The sequence below is a fragment of the Leclercia adecarboxylata genome, from assembly GCF_006874705.1.
Taxonomy (GTDB): Bacteria; Pseudomonadota; Gammaproteobacteria; order Enterobacterales; family Enterobacteriaceae; genus Enterobacter; species Enterobacter adecarboxylatus_C.
In genome coordinates, this window is record NZ_CP035382.1 from 2,000,838 (window position 1) to 2,017,953 (window position 17,116).

Annotated in this window: 13 protein-coding genes; 8 read left to right on the forward strand and 5 right to left on the reverse strand. The window is 57.7% G+C overall.

Features of this window, described 5'->3' with window-relative positions:
• Nucleotides 1-15 precede the first annotated feature (15 nt).
• Nucleotides 16-1,929 (reverse strand): PTS mannitol transporter subunit IICBA, encoded by a 1,914-nt coding sequence (locus ES815_RS10585; protein ID WP_142487757.1) that lies wholly within the window; start codon nt 1,927-1,929, stop codon nt 16-18.
• Nucleotides 1,930-2,587: 658 nt separating this feature from the next.
• Here ES815_RS10585 and ES815_RS10590 point away from each other — a divergent pair.
• The 5 genes from ES815_RS10590 (at nt 2,588) to selB (ending at nt 8,126) form a co-directional block, all read left to right on the forward strand.
• Nucleotides 2,588-2,944 (forward strand): DUF3302 domain-containing protein, encoded by a 357-nt coding sequence (locus ES815_RS10590; RefSeq protein WP_142487758.1) that lies wholly within the window; start codon nt 2,588-2,590, stop codon nt 2,942-2,944.
• 2 nt (nt 2,945-2,946) lie between these two features.
• On the forward strand, nt 2,947-4,083 hold the full coding sequence (locus ES815_RS10595; RefSeq protein WP_142487759.1) for an HlyD family secretion protein: 1,137 nt from the start codon (nt 2,947-2,949) through the stop codon (nt 4,081-4,083).
• Between the two features lie 93 nt (nt 4,084-4,176).
• Nucleotides 4,177-4,785, forward strand: a complete 609-nt coding sequence (locus ES815_RS10600; RefSeq protein ID WP_142487760.1) for a glutathione S-transferase — start codon at nt 4,177-4,179, stop codon at nt 4,783-4,785.
• A gap of 102 nt (nt 4,786-4,887) precedes the next feature.
• Complete coding sequence (selA, locus tag ES815_RS10605; RefSeq protein WP_142487761.1) at nt 4,888-6,273, forward strand: L-seryl-tRNA(Sec) selenium transferase; 1,386 nt, start codon at nt 4,888-4,890, stop codon at nt 6,271-6,273.
• Complete coding sequence (selB, locus tag ES815_RS10610) at nt 6,270-8,126, forward strand: selenocysteine-specific translation elongation factor (RefSeq protein WP_142487762.1); 1,857 nt, start codon at nt 6,270-6,272, stop codon at nt 8,124-8,126. Before selA ends, selB begins: the two co-directional genes overlap by 4 nt.
• Here selB and ES815_RS10615 read toward each other — a convergent pair.
• Nucleotides 8,123-9,010 (reverse strand): ROK family protein, encoded by an 888-nt coding sequence (locus ES815_RS10615; RefSeq protein ID WP_142487763.1) that lies wholly within the window; start codon nt 9,008-9,010, stop codon nt 8,123-8,125. The genes selB and ES815_RS10615 overlap by 4 nt on opposite strands.
• A gap of 167 nt (nt 9,011-9,177) precedes the next feature.
• Here ES815_RS10615 and aldB point away from each other — a divergent pair, with 167 nt between their 5' ends.
• A complete protein-coding gene (gene aldB, locus ES815_RS10620; RefSeq protein WP_142487764.1) occupies nt 9,178-10,716 on the forward strand; it encodes an aldehyde dehydrogenase AldB in 1,539 nt (512 codons plus the stop codon).
• On the opposite strand, the gene ES815_RS10625 is transcribed toward aldB, so the two are convergent.
• Entirely contained in the window at nt 10,713-11,675 is a 963-nt protein-coding gene (locus ES815_RS10625) for a LysR family transcriptional regulator (RefSeq protein ID WP_142487765.1), read from the reverse strand. The genes aldB and ES815_RS10625 overlap by 4 nt on opposite strands.
• A gap of 119 nt (nt 11,676-11,794) precedes the next feature.
• Here ES815_RS10625 and ES815_RS10630 point away from each other — a divergent pair, with 119 nt between their 5' ends.
• Nucleotides 11,795-12,535 carry a MipA/OmpV family protein gene (locus ES815_RS10630; protein WP_142487766.1) on the forward strand — a complete coding sequence of 247 codons (741 nt, stop codon included), beginning with the start codon at nt 11,795-11,797 and terminating at the stop codon, nt 12,533-12,535.
• A 51-nt stretch (nt 12,536-12,586) separates the two neighbouring features.
• Here the strand turns inward: ES815_RS10630 and ES815_RS10635 are convergent, their stop codons facing one another.
• Both ES815_RS10635 and ES815_RS10640 read right to left on the reverse strand, forming a co-directional pair.
• Complete coding sequence (locus ES815_RS10635) at nt 12,587-14,542, reverse strand: glycoside hydrolase family 127 protein (protein ID WP_142487767.1); 1,956 nt, start codon at nt 14,540-14,542, stop codon at nt 12,587-12,589.
• 10 nt (nt 14,543-14,552) lie between these two features.
• The gene (locus tag ES815_RS10640) at nt 14,553-15,953 is read right to left on the reverse strand and encodes an MFS transporter (RefSeq protein ID WP_142487768.1); all 1,401 of its coding nucleotides are present in this window, start codon (nt 15,951-15,953) and stop codon (nt 14,553-14,555) included.
• A gap of 226 nt (nt 15,954-16,179) precedes the next feature.
• Here ES815_RS10640 and ES815_RS10645 point away from each other — a divergent pair, with 226 nt between their 5' ends.
• Complete coding sequence (locus tag ES815_RS10645) at nt 16,180-16,998, forward strand: AraC family transcriptional regulator (protein ID WP_142490043.1); 819 nt, start codon at nt 16,180-16,182, stop codon at nt 16,996-16,998.
• The last annotated feature ends 118 nt before the right edge of the window (nt 16,999-17,116 follow it).

Below are 17,116 nucleotides of genomic sequence, written 5' to 3' on the forward strand. Positions count from 1 at the left end.
AGGGAAGGGAAAGACTTACTTGTTCAACAGCGCCAGGACTTCTTCGACGCTGGTGGTGTTTGCCAGACGTTCGATAACGGTTTCATCGTCCAGAGCATTGGTCAGGCTGGTAATCACCTGGATGTGCTCGTTGTTACGGGCCGCGATACCAATCACCAGACGGGCAATGTCATCTTCTTCTTCACCGAAGCGCACGCCTGCCGGGTACTGACAGAACACTACGCCGGTTTTCAGAACGCGATCTTTCGCTTCTACCGTACCGTGCGGCACCGCAATGGATTCGCCCAGGTAGGTCGGGGTCAGTTTTTCACGTTCCAGCATCGCTTCAACATATTCCGGCTGCACGTAGCCGCCTTTTACCAGCTGCTCGCCGGCAAAGCGAATCGCTTCTTCTTTGTGGCTCGCGGTACGGCCAAGGAAGATGTTCTCCGCACCCAGTCGGAACAGGTGGCTGTTGCTCTCGTCAAAGCTGTCCTGCAGGCTGGTACGTACTTTAACTTCGTTGTCTTCATGACGCTGCGCCGCCACCAGACGTTCGGTCAGGCTGGTATACAGCCCGCTGTCCAGGAAGTTGGTCAGCGAAATGTGCTGCGCCTGCGGAACCTGACGCATCGCACGCTCGGTCAGGTCGCGGTGGGTGATGACCAGGTCAACATCCGGCGGCAGGCTGTTAATCGCGCTGTTAGTCACGGAGATCTGAGACAGACCGGCATCCGCCACTTTCTTACGCAGTACGCCCGCACCCATGGCGCTTGAACCCATACCGGCGTCGCAGGCAACGATGATTTTACGCACGTGGCTCAGGTCGTTAGAGACATCGCCCGCAGCCAGTGGCGTTGCAGCAACACCTTTAGACTGAGATTTCATGTCCTGCATACGACGGGTTGCCGCTTCGATATCGTCTTCTTCTTTCACTTTGCTGGTTTTCAGCAGGATAGCCGACACGACGAAGGAGACCGCCATGGCCGCACAGATAGCGGCGATGTTAGCGAAGTAGGCGCCTTTCGGGGTCATCGCCAGTACCGCCAGGATAGAACCCGGGGAAGCAGGGGAGACCAGACCACCGCCCAGCACGCTCAGGGTGAACACGCCAGTCATACCGCCAAGGATAACGGCAAGGATCAGACGTGGGTTCATCAGCACGTACGGGAAGTAAATTTCGTGAATACCACCGAGGAAGTGGATGATAGCCGCACCGCCAGCAGACTGCTTCGCGCTGCCGCGACCAAAGAACATATACGCCAGCAGGACGCCCATGCCCGGACCCGGGTTAGCTTCAATCAGGAAGAAGATGGATTTGCCGAGGTCATGAGACTGCTGAATACCCAGCGGTGAGAAGATACCGTGGTTGATGGCGTTGTTGAGGAACAGGATTTTCGCCGGTTCAACAAAGATGGACGCCAGCGGCAGCATGTCGTGGGCAACCATGAAGTTAACGCCCGCCGCCAGAAGTTTGGAGAGCACTTCAACTGCCGGGCCAATGCCGAGGAACGCCAGAATCGCCAGGATCATGCCGATGATGCCGGCAGAGAAGTTGTTCACCAGCATTTCGAAGCCGGATTTGATTTTGCCATCAACCCAGACGTCGAACTTCTTAATCGCCCAGCCGCCCAGAGGACCGGCAATCATGGCACCGAGGAACATTGGCATATCCGCGCCGACGATGACGCCCATGGTGGTAATCGCACCGACCACGCCACCGCGGTCCCCGCCTACCAGACGACCACCGGTATAACCGATGAGCAGCGGCAGCAGATAGGTGATCATTGGGCCAACAAGTTTCGCCAGCGTTTCGTTAGGCAACCACCCTGTCGGAATAAATAACGCGGTGATGATACCCCACGCGATAAACGCGCCGATATTTGGCATCACCATGTTGCTGAGGAATCGACCAAAGCTTTGTACTTTGATCTTAAAATCGGATGACATAAAACACCCCTTCTTCTGTTTACGCAGGCCTTAAGCCCGAGGTTTGTTGTTAATGCGGTGGCAGAGGTTGCCCAGCCCTGTTCTGATGCGTGAAATTTGGCACTTAATACTTTAACTGTCCAGACAGGCGAAAATTGTGTGATCTCAGTCACGTAAAGGTAGGGGGTGTGGTGAGGAATGAAGTGACATATGTCACAAAATTGAAGTGTAAAAAAAATACAATGACCGCAAAAGCGGCAGTTTGACCCCTAAAATGTGAATCAAATCACATTTCGTTGTCGGCGATTTGTTTCTGTAGTGTGATCAAATCCACAAAAAATTTTTATGCAGAATTCTCTGGATGCGATCGCCGGCAACATCTGTTTAACCGAACGACGCCAGGATGTAAGTAAGCAACACTTATCGTTAAAAAAAGAGTCCTCAAATATGGTATGGCGAAAAGTGCGAAGCTGGATTAAGCTCATACTGTAAACTTAAGTCTATTATTATTCAGGATATATTTTGTCACGCTTCTAAACTTGCATGGAGATATAAGAAAAAATCATACTCCCCGGCTCTGAAATAATAAGTACATATTCGTGTACTTAATCATGAATTAATGTGGCTGCTTACCATTTAATTATTTTAATGAGTTTACGATTTATTTAGTGAGGCAAATATGTTTCTCAACTATTTTGCGCTGGGTGTGTTGATTTTTGTCTTCGTGGTTCTTTTTTATGGAATCATCGCTATTCATGACATTCCCTATAACATGGCCAAAAAGCGCAACCATCCCCATGCCGATGCTATTCATACGGCGGGGTGGATTAGCTTGTTTACGCTCCATGCCATTTGGCCGTTTCTGTGGATCTGGGCAACGCTCTACCAGCCAGAGCGCGGCTGGGGGATGCAGAACCATATTCAGCCGCCAGACCGCAGCCCCGACGTGGATGCGCTGGCAAGACGCGTAGCCGAGCTGGAACAAAAACTGGCCGCGGTGCCCCCTGTGGCTGATAAGAACACCTCGGAGCAATAATCATGGATCTGTTGATCGTATTGACCTATGTCGCGTTTGCGTGGGCCATCTTTAAAATATTTCGTATTCCGGTAAACCAATGGACGCTGGCGACTGCGACACTGGGCGGGGTATTTCTCGTGGCCGGTCTCATTTTATTAATGAACTATAACCACCCGTATACGTACACGGCGCAGAAAGCGGTTATCTCAATACCGATTACGCCGCAGGTCACGGGTGTGGTAAGTGAAGTGACGGATAAAAATAACCAGCTCATTAAAAAAGGTGAGGTGTTATTTAAAATCGATCCGGGCAGGTATAAAGCGCGTGTTGATCGTCTGCAGGCAGACCTGGTCACCGCGACGCATAATATCGATGTTCTGAAAGCACAGCTGACGGAAGCACAATCCAATACCACCCGCGTCTCTGCCGAGCGCGATCGTCTGTTCAAAGACTATCAGCGTTATTTAAAAGGCAGCCAGGCGAAGGTGAATCCGTTCTCTGAAAGCGATATCGATAACGCGCGGCAAAACTACCTGGCGCAGGACGCCATGGTTAAAGCCTCAGTGGCCGAGCAGACCCAGATCCAGAGCCAGTTAGACAGTATGTCTAACGGGGAGCAGTCGCAGATCGCCTCCCTGCGCGCCCAGCTAGCAGAAGCGCAATACAATCTGGATCAGACCATTATTCGTGCGCCCAGCAATGGCTATATCACCCAGGTATTGATTCGTCCGGGCACCTACGCCGCGTCTCTGCCGCTGCGTCCGGTGATGGTGTTTATTCCTGAGCAGAAACGGATGATCGTGGCGCAGTTCCGCCAGAACTCGTTACTGCGTCTGAAGCCGGGCGATGAAGCGGAAGTGGTGTTCAGCGCGCTGCCGGGGCAGGTCTTCCCCGGTAAGCTCACCAGCATTTTGCCGGTGGTCCCGGGCGGTACTTACCAGGCGCAGGGTGCGCTGCAGTCCCTGACGATGGTGCCGGGTTCCGATGGTGTGCTGGGCACTATCGAACTGGATCCGAACGCCGACGTGGACGCGCTGCCTGACGGTATCTACGCCCAGGTCGCGGTCTATTCCGACCATTTCGCGCACGTCTCTGTGATGCGTAAAGTCCTGCTGCGTATGACCAGCTGGATGCACTACCTCTATCTCGACCACTAATTCCTTTAAAGGCAGGCACGCGATACGCAGTGCCTGCCTTTTTTCTTTGCCTGAGCCATACTTATCCTTTTGTTGGCGGAAAAGGAGCAGGCAATGAAACTCATCGGCAGTTATACCAGTCCCTTCGTGCGTAAAATCTCTATTCTCCTGCTGGAGAAAGGCATCACTTTTGAATTTGTGAATGAACAACCCTATCAGGCTGAAAACGGTGTCGCGCACTACAATCCGCTGGGGAAAGTCCCGGCGCTGGTGACCGATGACGGGGAGCACTGGTTCGATTCCCCGATCATTGCCAGCTATATCGAGCTGCTGGATATCGCCCCGGCGATGATCCCCCGTGAGCCCAGAGCCGCCCTGGCTATCCGGCAAATCGAGGCGCTGGCGGATGGGATCATGGATGCGGCCCTGGCCTCGGTGCGCGAGCAGGCGCGCCCGGCGGCACAACAGTCGGAGAGCGAGCTGCTGCGTCAGCGGGAGAAAATCGCCCGCAGCCTGGATCACTGTGAACAGCTCATCCGCGAAGGGAAAATTGCCACCGACAGCGTTAACCTGGCGACCATCGCCATTGCCTGCGCTATTGGCTACCTCAATTTCCGTCGCGTCTCGCCGGGCTGGTGCGTCGATCGCCCGCTGCTGATTAAGCTGGCGGAAACCCTGTTCCAGCGCGAAAGTTTTGCCCGCACCGAACCGCCAAAGGCTTGATGTCGTCGATAACACTTCCTGGCCGGACGCGGTACAATCGGCCTGACATTGACTCCCTCTCCCGTCGGGAGGGGGGAAGATACCCAACCGTCAGGCGCTTCCATGACTACTCAGCACGCACTCTATAGCCAACTTCCCGCGACCGATCGTCTGCTTCGCGACGCCCGTCTTACGCCCATCATTGCCCGCTTCGGCCACAGCCGAACGGTCGAAACCTTGCGCCAGTTGCAGGACGAAGCCCGCGCCGGGATCCGCGCCGACAACCGCCTGCCGGCCTGGTGTGACGACTGGGCGCAGGAGACCGAAAAGCGGCTGGCGACGGATGAAGTACAGGGGTTGCGTCCGGTCATCAACCTGACGGGTACGGTGCTGCACACCAATCTGGGGCGTGCGCTGCTGGCCCAGGAGGCGGTAGCCGCGGTCACCCAGGCGATGCAGATGCCGGTCACGCTGGAGTACGATCTCGACGGCGCCGGACGCGGCCACCGCGACCGGCCGCTGGCGGCGCTGCTGTGCCAGCTCACCGGCGCGGAAGATGCCTGCATTGTGAATAACAACGCCGCGGCGGTGCTGCTGATGCTGGCCGCGACCGCCAGCGGTAAAGAGGTGGTGGTTTCCCGCGGTGAGCTGGTGGAGATCGGCGGGGCGTTTCGCATCCCGGACGTGATGACCCAGGCCGGGTGCCGGCTGCGGGAAGTGGGCACCACCAACCGCACCCACGAGCGGGACTATGCGGCGGCGATTGATGACAACACCGCCCTGCTGATGAAGGTGCACACCAGCAACTACCAGATTGAAGGCTTCACCCATGCCGTTGACGAGGCGGATCTGGTGCGCATCGGCCAGCAGAGAGACGTGCCTGTGGTCGTCGATCTGGGCAGCGGTTCGCTGGTGGATCTCAGCCGCTATGGCCTGCCGAAAGAGCCGATGCCGCAGGCGTTAATTGCCGCTGGCGTCAGCCTGGTGAGCTTCTCGGGCGACAAGCTGCTGGGCGGCCCGCAGGCCGGGATCATCGTCGGCAAGCGCGACCTGATTGCTAGATTGCAACAGCACCCGCTGAAACGCGCCCTGCGTGCGGATAAAATGACGCTTGCCGCGCTGGAGGCCACCTTACGCCTCTATCTCCACCCGGAGACGCTGGCCGAACGCTTACCGACGTTGCGCCTGTTGAGCCGCGACGCCGCCGCGATCCATCATCAGGGGGAGCGCCTGCTGGCGCAGGTCGCAGCGCACTACCCCGACTTTGAGGTTCGCGTAGAAGATTGCCTGTCACAGCCGGGCAGCGGATCGCTGCCGGTGGATCGCCTGCCGGGAGCGGCCCTGACTTTTACCCCGCGAGACGGGCGCGGCGCTCAGCTGGAGGCGCTGGCGTTACGCTGGCGATCCCTGCCGGTGCCGGTGCTCGGCCGGATAAAAGACGGCCGTCTGTGGCTGGATTTACGCTGTCTGGAAGATGAAGCTCAGTTTCTGGAGATGTTGTTGAAATGATTATTGCCACCGCCGGTCATGTTGACCACGGCAAAACCACCCTGCTGCAGGCGATCACCGGCGTCAACGCCGACCGCCTGCCGGAAGAGAAGAAGCGCGGCATGACCATCGATCTGGGTTATGCCTACTGGCCGCAGCCTGATGGCCAGGTGCTGGGATTTATCGACGTGCCGGGGCACGAGAAGTTTTTGTCCAACATGCTGGCCGGGGTCGGTGGGATTGACCATGCCCTGCTGGTGGTGGCCTGCGATGACGGGGTAATGGCGCAGACGCGCGAGCACCTGCAAATCCTCCAGCTGACCGGCAACCCGCAGCTGACGGTAGCCCTGACCAAAGCCGACCGCGTCGACGACGCCCGGGTGGAGGCGGTGCGCGACGAGGTGCTCGCCACCCTGCGCGACTTTGGCTTTGCTGACGCGACGCTGTTTGTCACCGTGGCCACCGAGGGGCGGGGAATTGATGCCCTGCGCGCCCATCTGCAACAGCTCCCGGCCCGCGCTCATGCAGACCATCACCGCTTTCGTCTGGCTATCGATCGTGCCTTTACCGTGAAAGGGGCCGGTCTGGTGGTCACCGGCACGGCGCTGTCCGGTGAGGTGCGGGTGGGTGACAGCCTGTGGCTGACCGGAGTGAATAAGCCGGTGCGTATTCGTGGACTGCATGCGCAAAACCAGCCTGTTGAACAGGCCCACGCCGGGCAGCGCATTGCCCTGAACCTGGTGGGCGATACGGAAAAAGCAGAGCTGAACCGCGGGGACTGGCTGCTGGCCGAAGCGCCGCCGGAGCCGACCACGCGCGTCATCGTCACGCTGCAAGGAGATGTGCCGCTGACGCAGTGGCAGCCGCTGCATATTCACCATGCCGCCAGCCACGTCACCGGACGCGTCTCGCTGCTGGAGGGGGCGCTGGCGGAACTGGTCTTCGATGCCCCGCTGTGGCTGGCTGACAACGATCGGCTGGTGCTGCGCGATATCTCTGCCCGCGTCACCCTCGCCGGGGCGCGGGTGGTCACTCTCAACCCGCCGCGTCGCGGCAAGCGCAAACCGGAGTATCTGCACTGGCTGGCCACGCTGGCACCGGCGACGGATGATCGTGCCGCGCTGCTGGCGCATCTGGAGCGCGGGGCGGTAAACCTGGATGCGTTCGGCTGGGCACGCCAGCTCAGCAGGGAAGGGTTGCGTCAGCTGACCCAACAGCCGGAGTTTATCCAGGCCGGCGTCAGCCTGTTAAACACTGCCGTCGCGGCGCGCTGGCAGCGTAAGATTCTGGAGGTGCTGACGACCTATCATCAGCAACATCAGGATGAACCCGGTCCGGGGCGCGAGCGCCTGCGGCGGATGGCGCTGCCGATGGAAGACGAGGCCCTCGTCCTGCTGCTGATCGAGCGGATGCGCGAGAGCGGGGAACTGCACAGCTACCACGGCTGGCTGCACCTGCCGGATCATAAAGCCGGCTTTACCCCGGCGCAGCAGGCCGTCTGGGAAAAAGCGGACGCGCTCTTTGGCGATGAACCCTGGTGGGTGCGCGATCTGGCCCGTGAAACCGCCACTGACGAGCAGACCATGCGTCAGGTGCTGAAACATGCGGCGCAGCAGGGGCTGATCACCGCGATTGTTAAAGACCGCTACTACCGCCACCATCGGATCGTCACCTTTGCGAACCTGATCCGCGCGCTGGACCACGAGCGCGGCTCCACCTGCGCGGCGGATTTCCGCGACCGGCTGAACGTCGGCCGTAAGCTGGCGATCCAGATCCTCGAATACTTCAACCGCATTGGCTTTACCCGCCGCCGCGGTAACGATCACCTTCTGCGGGATGCGCAGCTCTTTGCCGACGAGGGGCAGCAAGGTTAATCCTTTTTGCTGGCGAACTTCTGTTTCGCCAGCCAGACGGCGCCCAGCCTGCCCGCCTGGTTACCCAGCTGACAGGGCAGGATGGGCACCTGCAGGGATTCCCACTCTTCAAAGGTTTGCAGGTGTCGGTCGAGGAGTTTATAAATTTTCTCCTGCTCGCTGATGCCGCCGCCGATCAGCACCACCTGCGGGTCGAACAGGGAGATCACGCTATAGACCCCGCGGGCCAGAAACAGGGCCCACTCTTCCACCGCTTCGCGCAGGTGCAGATCGTTCTCCATCCGCTCGAACAGCTCTTCGCCTTCCGGCATATCCTCCCCGGAAACCCCCAGCGCCCGGCGGCAGGTCGCCATCAGTCCGCTGGCAGAGGCCACCTCGTGCATTCCTTCGCCGTTTTTGCCGACCGGGATAACCCCGAACTCCCCGGCGCGATAGTGCGAGCCGCGATAGAGATCGCCCCCGAGCACAATCCCGCCGCCGATCCCGGTGCCGATCGTCATGCAGACAAAATTCTCGTACTCATGTCCAGCGCCGCACCAGCGTTCGCCCAGCGCAGCACAGCTGGCGTCATTATCGGCCACCACCGGCAGGTCGGTCAGCTCTGCGAAAAGCGTGTAGAGGTTGACGTTATCCAGATACTCCAGCGCGCCGGCTTTCGCGGCTTCGCCGGTATGGGTATTGATGTGGCCGGGGATACTCACCCCAATCGCCGTAATCTCGTGCTCTTTCTGGTACGCCTCGACCACCTCGCGCCACCGTTGCTTAAAGGCCTCTTCATCCTCTGGGGTATCAAATTGATCGGTGGTGAGTTCGTTACCGTCCTCGTCGATCACGCCGTGTTTAATATGGGTTCCGCCCACGTCAAAGCCGATAAAAAGCTGCATTTATCCTCACCCTCTCCCCTGTTTGTGCGCTTTAAGTATGGCTCAGGGCAGGAAACCAAACGTAAAGTAAGGTAATGCGTGAAGGGGCTCGCAAAGCAGGCGATGACTGGCGATGTTTTCACCGCCGCGGTCTACCTTTGAAGGACACTTCACGCAAGGAGACAGTCATGACGAATAACCCTCCCTCAGCACGTATCCTGCCCGGCGAATATGGTTTCCCCCTCAAACTGAAAGCCCGTTATGACAACTTTATCGGCGGCGACTGGGTTCCCCCGGCCGACGGCGATTATTACCAGAACCTGACCCCGGTGACCGGCCAGCCGCTGTGCGAAATTGCCAGCTCCGGGAAGCGCGATATCGATCTGGCGCTGGATGCCGCCCACAAGATCAAAGACAAATGGGCGCATACCTCGGTACAGGATCGCGCTGCGATCCTGTTCAAAATTGCCGATCACATGGAGCAGAATCTGGAGCTGCTGGCCACGGCAGAGACCTGGGACAACGGGAAACCGATCCGCGAAACCATGGCCGCCGACGTGCCGCTGGCGATCGACCATTTCCGCTATTTCGCCTCCTGTATTCGTGCCCAGGAGGGCGGTATCAGCGAGGTGGATAAGGACACAGTGGCGTATCACTTCCATGAGCCGCTGGGCGTGGTCGGCCAGATCATCCCGTGGAACTTCCCTCTGCTGATGGCTGCCTGGAAAATGGCACCCGCGCTGGCAGCCGGCAACTGCGTGATACTGAAACCGGCGCGCTTAACGCCGCTGTCGATCCTGCTGCTGATGGAAGTGGTAGGCGACCTGCTCCCGCCTGGGGTTGTGAACGTGGTCAACGGCGCCGGGGGCGAAATCGGTGAATATCTGGCGACCTCCAAACGGATCGCCAAAGTGGCCTTTACCGGCTCCACCGAAGTGGGTCAGCAGATCATGCAGTACGCCACCCAGAACATCATTCCGGTGACGCTGGAGCTGGGCGGCAAATCCCCGAACATCTTCTTTTCCGACGTGATGGACGAAGAGGATGCCTTCTTTGATAAGGCGCTGGAAGGGTTTGCCCTCTTTGCCTTCAACCAGGGCGAAGTCTGCACCTGCCCAAGCCGGGCGCTGGTGCAGGAGTCGATCTACGAGCGCTTTATGGAGCGCGCCATTCGTCGCGTGGAGTCGATCCGCAGCGGCAACCCGCTGGACAGCATCACCCAGATGGGTGCCCAGGTGTCGCACGGGCAACTGGAGACCATCCTCAACTATATCGATATCGGTAAGAAAGAGGGGGCCGAGCTCTTAACCGGCGGACGGCGCAAGCAGCTGGACGGCGAGCTGAAAGAGGGTTACTACCTCGAGCCGACGATTTTGTCCGGTAAAAACAACATGCGCGTCTTCCAGGAAGAAATCTTCGGCCCGGTGCTGGCGGTGACCACCTTCAAAACCATGGAGGAGGCGCTGGAGCTGGCCAACGATTCGCAGTATGGCCTGGGTGCAGGGGTCTGGAGCCGTAACGGCAATCTGGCCTATCAGATGGGGCGTGGGATCCAGGCCGGACGCGTCTGGACCAACTGCTATCACGCCTATCCAGCGCACGCTGCGTTTGGCGGATACAAACAGTCGGGCATTGGCCGCGAAACCCACAAGATGATGCTGGAACATTACCAGCAGACCAAATGCCTGCTGGTCAGCTACTCCGATAAACCGTTGGGCCTGTTCTAACCTCTGAGAGCAGGCCGCCCCAGGGGGGTCTGCTCAATCTGTTTACGCAGGGTATTCAACACCCCGTCCAGCACAAACTGCACCCGCCACGGCTGATAGTCACGTTTGCGGAAGATCGCTACCAGATCCAGCCACCACTCCTCCTGATGGGTGAAACAGGGCACCATTGAGCCTTCTTCTATCTCCCGTAGCAGACTCTCTTTTGGCGCAAAGACGATCCCCAGATGATTTCGGGCCAGCTCCAGCGCCGTCTGGGTGTTGTCGCAAATATAATTACCCGTGACTTTATAATCGATTACCTGCTCGCTATTATTCACGCGAAAACGCCAGATATTAGCGTCATCGATTATCATTGAATCGATAAGAATGCAGGAGTGGTTAATGAGATCGTCAGGATGATTAACAGGGTGCTTTTTAATATATTCCGGCGTGGCGAAAGCAGTAACAGAATATTTGGTTAAGGTGCTGGCAACCAGGTTTTCATCTTTCGGTTGAGCATAGGTAATTAAAATATCGCAATCATCGGGAAAGGTGACCCCTTCGAAAAACTCATTCTTGTCCAGGTTGTAGGTCTTCAGCCTAATACGAATATCGCCAATATTTTCGATCTCATGAATCACGTGGCGGGCCAGATAAGTGACGATCCCCGACGGCCCATAAATGGTGACCTTGCCGCGTTTTTCGTGTTTGTAATCAGCAATAAAATTAACCAGTTGTTCGTTTTTTTCCAGTGATGCATTGACGAAGGGCAGCAGGGATTCACCGAACTGGGTCAGCGCCAGCTGGCGGGTGGTGCGCTCAAAAATTTTCAGCCCGACGCGGGTTTCGAAATCAGCGAGATATTTACTGACGTTGGCCTGGGCCATTCCCAACAATGCAGCAGCATCTCCGATGCTGTGGGTCGCGGCAATGACGGAAATAATTTTTAATTCTCGCGGTTTGATTTGCAGCTTGTTCATTGCCTGACGCCCATCTATATGAATTTATATATAATATTATACAAATATCCCATTTGCATCGCGATTTTTGTAACCATTATTATGCGCCGCGTCGTATGACATTTAATGGATTGCAAACAATGAAGTTTAAAAAGAATTTACTCATCGCGGCCGCTTTATTTACGGCGACATCCGCAATGGCCGATGATTTTTCAGTTGGCGCTGGCGCAGTGTTTAATGAATCACCCTATAAAGGCTATAACGAGAACGTCTCCGCTGCCCCTTTAATTAGCTACGAAGGCGAACATTTCTACGTGCGTCAGACCACCGGCGGCTGGATCGTCTGGAAAGATGCGAAAAACGAACTGAGCCTGACCGCCTCCTGGATGCCGCTGCACTTCGACCCGGAAGATAACGACGACCACGTGATGAAGCAGCTGGATGAGCGTAAAGCCTCCGCGATGCTGGGTGGGGCCTACTACCGTCACGAAAGCTGGGGTAGCCTGAAGTTTGCCCTGGCGGCCGATGCGATGGACGAGAGCGGCGGCGTGGTGGGCGAGATGTCTTACTTCCACCCGATCCGGATGGAGCGCCTGACCCTGACGCCGTCGGTGGGCGTGTTCTTCCACGACGAAAGCTTCAACGATTACTACTACGGTGTCTCTGCGAAAGAGTCCCGCCGCAGTGGTCTGCAGCAGTACACTGCCGGTGAAAGTGTGACTCCCTATATCGGCCTGGCGGCGAAATACCCGCTGACGCATAACCTCTATCTGAACGCCAGCGCGGTCTATATCGTACTGCCTGACGACGTGAAAAACAGCCCGATGATCGACCGTGACGACAGCTTCGCGCTGATGACCGGTCTCTCCTGGAAGTTCTGATCTTTCAGCAATCTGCCCTCAGGGACGAGGGCAGCCTCAATCGTTTTCTTCTTACGCCTCATCCACCCAGATGCGCATCTCTCCCTCGCCGCGATTCGCCCAGCTAAACCACGGAATAAAAGTCAGGGTCTGCGCCTGCTGCATGGTCGGGGCGCGATCGTACTGCCACAGCGGTCGCTGTTCTGCGTTCGCGGCGTGGCGGGCATAACCCTGGGTCTGGATCAGCACCTTATGGGCAAAAATCCCTTTTCCTTCCACGAGCTTAAATTCGCTCTCGGCGGGCAGGGTCAGGTTATGCAGTCCGGCGCCGTTATCCGCCTGTTCGAGACAGTAGACCAGCGGCCCGCGCTGAATCGCCACTTTCCCGGCCTGCTGGCGTACCTGCGGATTCCCGTAAACCCGACGTACCGGCATCGGCAGGGTTAACTGCAGCCTGTCGCCCTCCTGCCAGCGGCGGGTTAGGTAGAGATAACCCTGACGCACCTCGCCGGCGACGAGGTCGCCATTCAGCGTCAGCTGCGGATTGTCGCACCAGTCCGGCAGACGCAGAGCCAGGGTATGGTCGATTGCCACCGGGGAAGTGATCTCGATAGTGACCTGCTCCTGCCACGGGTAGTTGCCGCTGATGCGCAGCGTTAACTCCTCATCGCCCACCGGGAAGGTCATGCTGTTGCCGATATAGAGGTTAATAAACAGCGCATCCTCACGGACGGTATAGATGTAGTGGCCGATGGAGGTCAGCACCCGGGCGATATTCGGCGGGCAGCAGGCGCAGCCGAACCAGCGCTGGCGAACCGGCTTCACGTGATCATAAATATGGTTAAACTTCAGCGTTTTCGGATGCACCTCCAGTGGGTTAACGTAGAAGAAGTGCTTCCCGTCCAGCGCCATGCCGCCCAGTACGGTGTTATACAGCGCCCGCTCCATCACGTCGGCGTACTGGCTGTTGGCCTCCATCTCCAGCATCCGCCGGGCAAACATCATCAGGCCGATCGAGGCGCAGCTCTCGGCATAGACGGTGTCGTTCGGCAGATCGTAATCGCTGCTGAAAGCTTCGCCGCTGCTCTGGGAGCCAATCCCGCCGGTAATATACAGCTGGCGCTGGGCCATGTTGTTCCAGAGACGCAAACAGTCCTGGCGTTTGCTTTCGTCCTGGCTCAGGCGGGCCAGGTGCGCGACGCCGGTCATCAGATAGACGAAGCGCACCGCGTGGCCGATGGCCGTCTGCTGTTCCGCCAGCGGCTGATGCGCCTGGCTGTAGGCTTTGTCCTGCACCATCCACGCCGGACCGTAGGTGTTCCAGTAAGAGGTTTTTCCGCGCTTTTCATATTCGATATCGTAGAAGTGCGGCTGAGTCCCGCGCTGCTCGACGAAATATTTCACCAGCGCCAGATAGCGTGGCTCCTGGGTGACATCGAACAGGCGCATCAGCGCCAGCTCAATCTCCGGGTGACCCGGATAGCCGTGCAGCTGCTGCTCGCCCGGACCAAAGACGCTGTCGATATGGTCGGCCAGCTTGCAGACCACCTCCAGCAGATGGCGCTTGCCGGTGCCCTGGAAGTACGCCACGCCCGCTTCAATCATGTGCCCGGCGCAGTACAGCTCATGGCACTCCGCCAGGTTTGTCCAGCGCTCGTCCGGAGCTTTTACCGTGAAGTAAGTATTCAGGTAGCCATCCTCGCACTGCGCGGCGGCTACCAGCTCAATCACCTCGTCGGCGGTCTTTTCAAGCTCAGCGTCGGGCTTCTGGCACAACGACCAGGCGACCGCCTCCAGCCATTTCGCCACGTCGCTGTCCTGAAAGACCATCCCGTAAAATTCGCCGCTCTGCTGGCCCGCCGCAATGCGGAAGTTGGCGATCGCATGGCTCGGTTCGGCCTCGGTGATGCGATCGTTCAGGGCATCCCACTGGTAGGGGATAACCACATCCCGCACCAGCTGTTGATACTGGCCCAGAAACGGGTCGCTGATTTTCAGTTTATGCAGGTCGGGTTCCATTATGGACATCATATTCTCCTCAGGCTTGAGCGTGACGCTGGCGCAGGTCGGTGGCAATGCGCGCCATCATCGGGTTATTGAGCTGGCACTTGCGGATCGCCAGCGCCAGCAGCAGATGGAAAAGGGCAGGCAGCAGGGTTTCCATGGTGGTGATGCCCTGCAGCGAGGCGGCCGTCTGGTTACCAGCGCCCGGCTGATAGGCGACAAAAATGAATACCAGGCTGATGATCCCGGCGCTGGATGCCCAGGCCAGCTTGATGAAAAACAGGTTAAAGGCGAAGTTCATCCCGGAGGAGCGCACGCCGGTTTTCCACTCGCCGTAGTCGTCGGCAAAGGCCATTAACGCGAAGTGCAGCGGCAGGGTAAAGCCGAGGATCACTCCGTTCGCCAGAATCACCACCAGCCACAGGGTCTGATGCGCCGGGCCGCCGGGCAGGAACCACATTCCCACTGCCAGTGCCGCCAGCACCAGGTTAGTGTAATAGTAGAGTTTGACTGTATCGCTGCGGCGCGACAGCAGGTTGACGATCACCGCCCCGAGAATGGCGGCAAAGGTCACCATGGTGAAGAACAGCGAGGTATACGCGGTGCTGCCCTTCAGCACGTAGGTGATGAAATACATGTAGCCGCCGCCACGGATGTTGAAGACGTTAATCAGCAGGAAGGACATCACCAGCATCAGCAGCAGCTGATCGTTCTGGCGCAGACCGGCGAGATGCTCCCTGAGGGTAAATTTCCCCATCATTGCCAGCGGCACGCGCTCACGCACCCAGAAGAAACAGCACAGGAACATCACCACCGCAATGGCGCACAACACCCCCACGCCCAGTTGATACCCCTGAGCCGTGTCGCCCTGGCCGAGCTCCGAGACCAGCCACGGCAGGCCGACCGAGACCAGGAAACCGGCCACGCCGCACAGCACAAAGCGCCAGGACTGACAGGAGAGCACCTCGCTGTGGCGGGTGGTCATGGTGTTGATCAGCGCGCAGTAGGGCACGTTGATGGCGGTATAGCCCACCGAGAGCAGCAGATAGGTGCCGAACGCCCAGGCGATTTTGACTCCCATTCCGGCATCCGGCACGGTGAAGGTCAGGACGCCGATCGCGCCAATCGGCAGGGCGACCCACAGCTGCCAAGGGCGAAAGCGTCCCCAGCGGCTTTGGGTGCGGTCGGCAATGATCCCCATCACCGGGTCGGATATGGCGTCGAAAATGCGCAGGGCGATAAACAGCGTGCCGACCAGCGCCGGGGTTAATCCAAAGACATCGGTATAGAAGAAGGTAAGAAAATTCATGATCAGACAGGTGATGACCGTCCCGCCCGCATCACCCAGGCCGTAGCCAATTTTTTCTCGTACTGAAAGGCGCTCGTTGACGGCCTGCCGGGCAATCTCTGTCTGCGTAATCGGAGTGGAAGTCATGAGGTAACTCCTCGGGTTATCGGATTTTTTATATTGTTTTGTCAGGTACCCGATTAATTTTGCACCGATCCCCGGCCTCAACAAGGGAAGGGAAAAGTATAAAAAGGTGAGGATTCCGACCTTATTCTCAAAATGTGATTTCGATCGGGGTGAAAGGAAATTATCTGTTAATAATCAGTAATAAAGCGTCATAAATTGTCTATTAATAGCGGAAAAGTGAATGCCAATGCTCGAATTGTCCATAGTACTTCCGATCAGGGTCCAGAATGGCGGGTATTTCATCTCCCGGGGCGTGGGGCGTCATCCGGCACGCAAGCTCGATTCGTGGGAAGTGATTTTTGTCGAAAAGGGAACATTAACGATCCAGGAGGAGGGGAGCGTGTTTGAGGTGCATGCCGGTGAGAGCCTACTGCTCTGGCCGCATCGTCTGCATAAGGGCATTGAGGATTTTCCCGCCGATTTACGCTTTTACTGGCTGCATTTTGAGGTCGACGAGCAGAGCCTGCCCTCTGCCAGGAGCACGCTGCTGTCTGTACAACAGCACGGAAAAACCGGCGATCCGCAGGCAATGGTTGCGCTTTTCCGGCAATTTCTGACCGAGCAGGAGAAGCTTCAGCGCAGCCCGGCGCTGGAATTTCTTCTGCTGCTGATACTGCAGCAGCTCTCCCTGGCGGCCGGGCAGGAACTGCCGCCGGATGAAGCGGGAGTGAATCTGGCGTGGAAGGCGCGGCAGCTAATCGGCACCCAGTTTCATCTGCCGATCTCCACCTCTACGCTTGCCAAAGAGCTGCACTGCAACGCGGACTACCTGGGGCGGGTGTTTCGACGGGTCTTCAATCTGACCCTGACCGAGGCGATCCACCGCCAGCGTGTCAGGGCCGCTGAGAAGCTGTTGCTCAACGATGCCGTATCGCTGAAAGAGGTAGCAACCCGCTGCGGTTTTAACGATGCTGGCTACTTCCGGCAAATCTTTCGCAAGCATACAGGTTTAACGCCCGGAGTCTGGAAACGCCGCTACTGTAAAGAACACATCAATTCTGCCTGAGTTCTTTGGCAGATGGCCAGTTTTCACGGCAGGGCGCACAAATCGGGGCTTTTACCCTGTCTGATCAAGGCGCTCAACCCGAACCCTCTGGCAACCTGATTTTTTTCAGCAAGGATGG

Bases quoted from the DNA above. Each gene is read 5' to 3' on its own strand.
- ES815_RS10615 (WP_142487763.1), bottom strand. From the start codon at position 9,010: ATGCAGCTTTTTATCGGCTTTGACGTGGGCGGAACCCATATTAAACAC.
- ES815_RS10645 (WP_142490043.1), top strand. From the start codon at position 16,180: ATGCTCGAATTGTCCATAGTACTTCCGATCAGGGTCCAGAATGGCGGG.
- ES815_RS10600 (WP_142487760.1), top strand. From the start codon at position 4,177: ATGAAACTCATCGGCAGTTATACCAGTCCCTTCGTGCGTAAAATCTCT.
- ES815_RS10595 (WP_142487759.1), top strand. From the start codon at position 2,947: ATGGATCTGTTGATCGTATTGACCTATGTCGCGTTTGCGTGGGCCATC.
- ES815_RS10585 (WP_142487757.1), bottom strand. From the start codon at position 1,929: ATGTCATCCGATTTTAAGATCAAAGTACAAAGCTTTGGTCGATTCCTC.
- selA (WP_142487761.1), top strand. From the start codon at position 4,888: ATGACTACTCAGCACGCACTCTATAGCCAACTTCCCGCGACCGATCGT.
- aldB (WP_142487764.1), top strand. From the start codon at position 9,178: ATGACGAATAACCCTCCCTCAGCACGTATCCTGCCCGGCGAATATGGT.
- ES815_RS10630 (WP_142487766.1), top strand. From the start codon at position 11,795: ATGAAGTTTAAAAAGAATTTACTCATCGCGGCCGCTTTATTTACGGCG.
- selB (WP_142487762.1), top strand. From the start codon at position 6,270: ATGATTATTGCCACCGCCGGTCATGTTGACCACGGCAAAACCACCCTG.
- ES815_RS10590 (WP_142487758.1), top strand. From the start codon at position 2,588: ATGTTTCTCAACTATTTTGCGCTGGGTGTGTTGATTTTTGTCTTCGTG.
- ES815_RS10625 (WP_142487765.1), bottom strand. From the start codon at position 11,675: ATGAACAAGCTGCAAATCAAACCGCGAGAATTAAAAATTATTTCCGTC.
- ES815_RS10635 (WP_142487767.1), bottom strand. From the start codon at position 14,542: ATGTCCATAATGGAACCCGACCTGCATAAACTGAAAATCAGCGACCCG.
- ES815_RS10640 (WP_142487768.1), bottom strand. From the start codon at position 15,953: ATGACTTCCACTCCGATTACGCAGACAGAGATTGCCCGGCAGGCCGTC.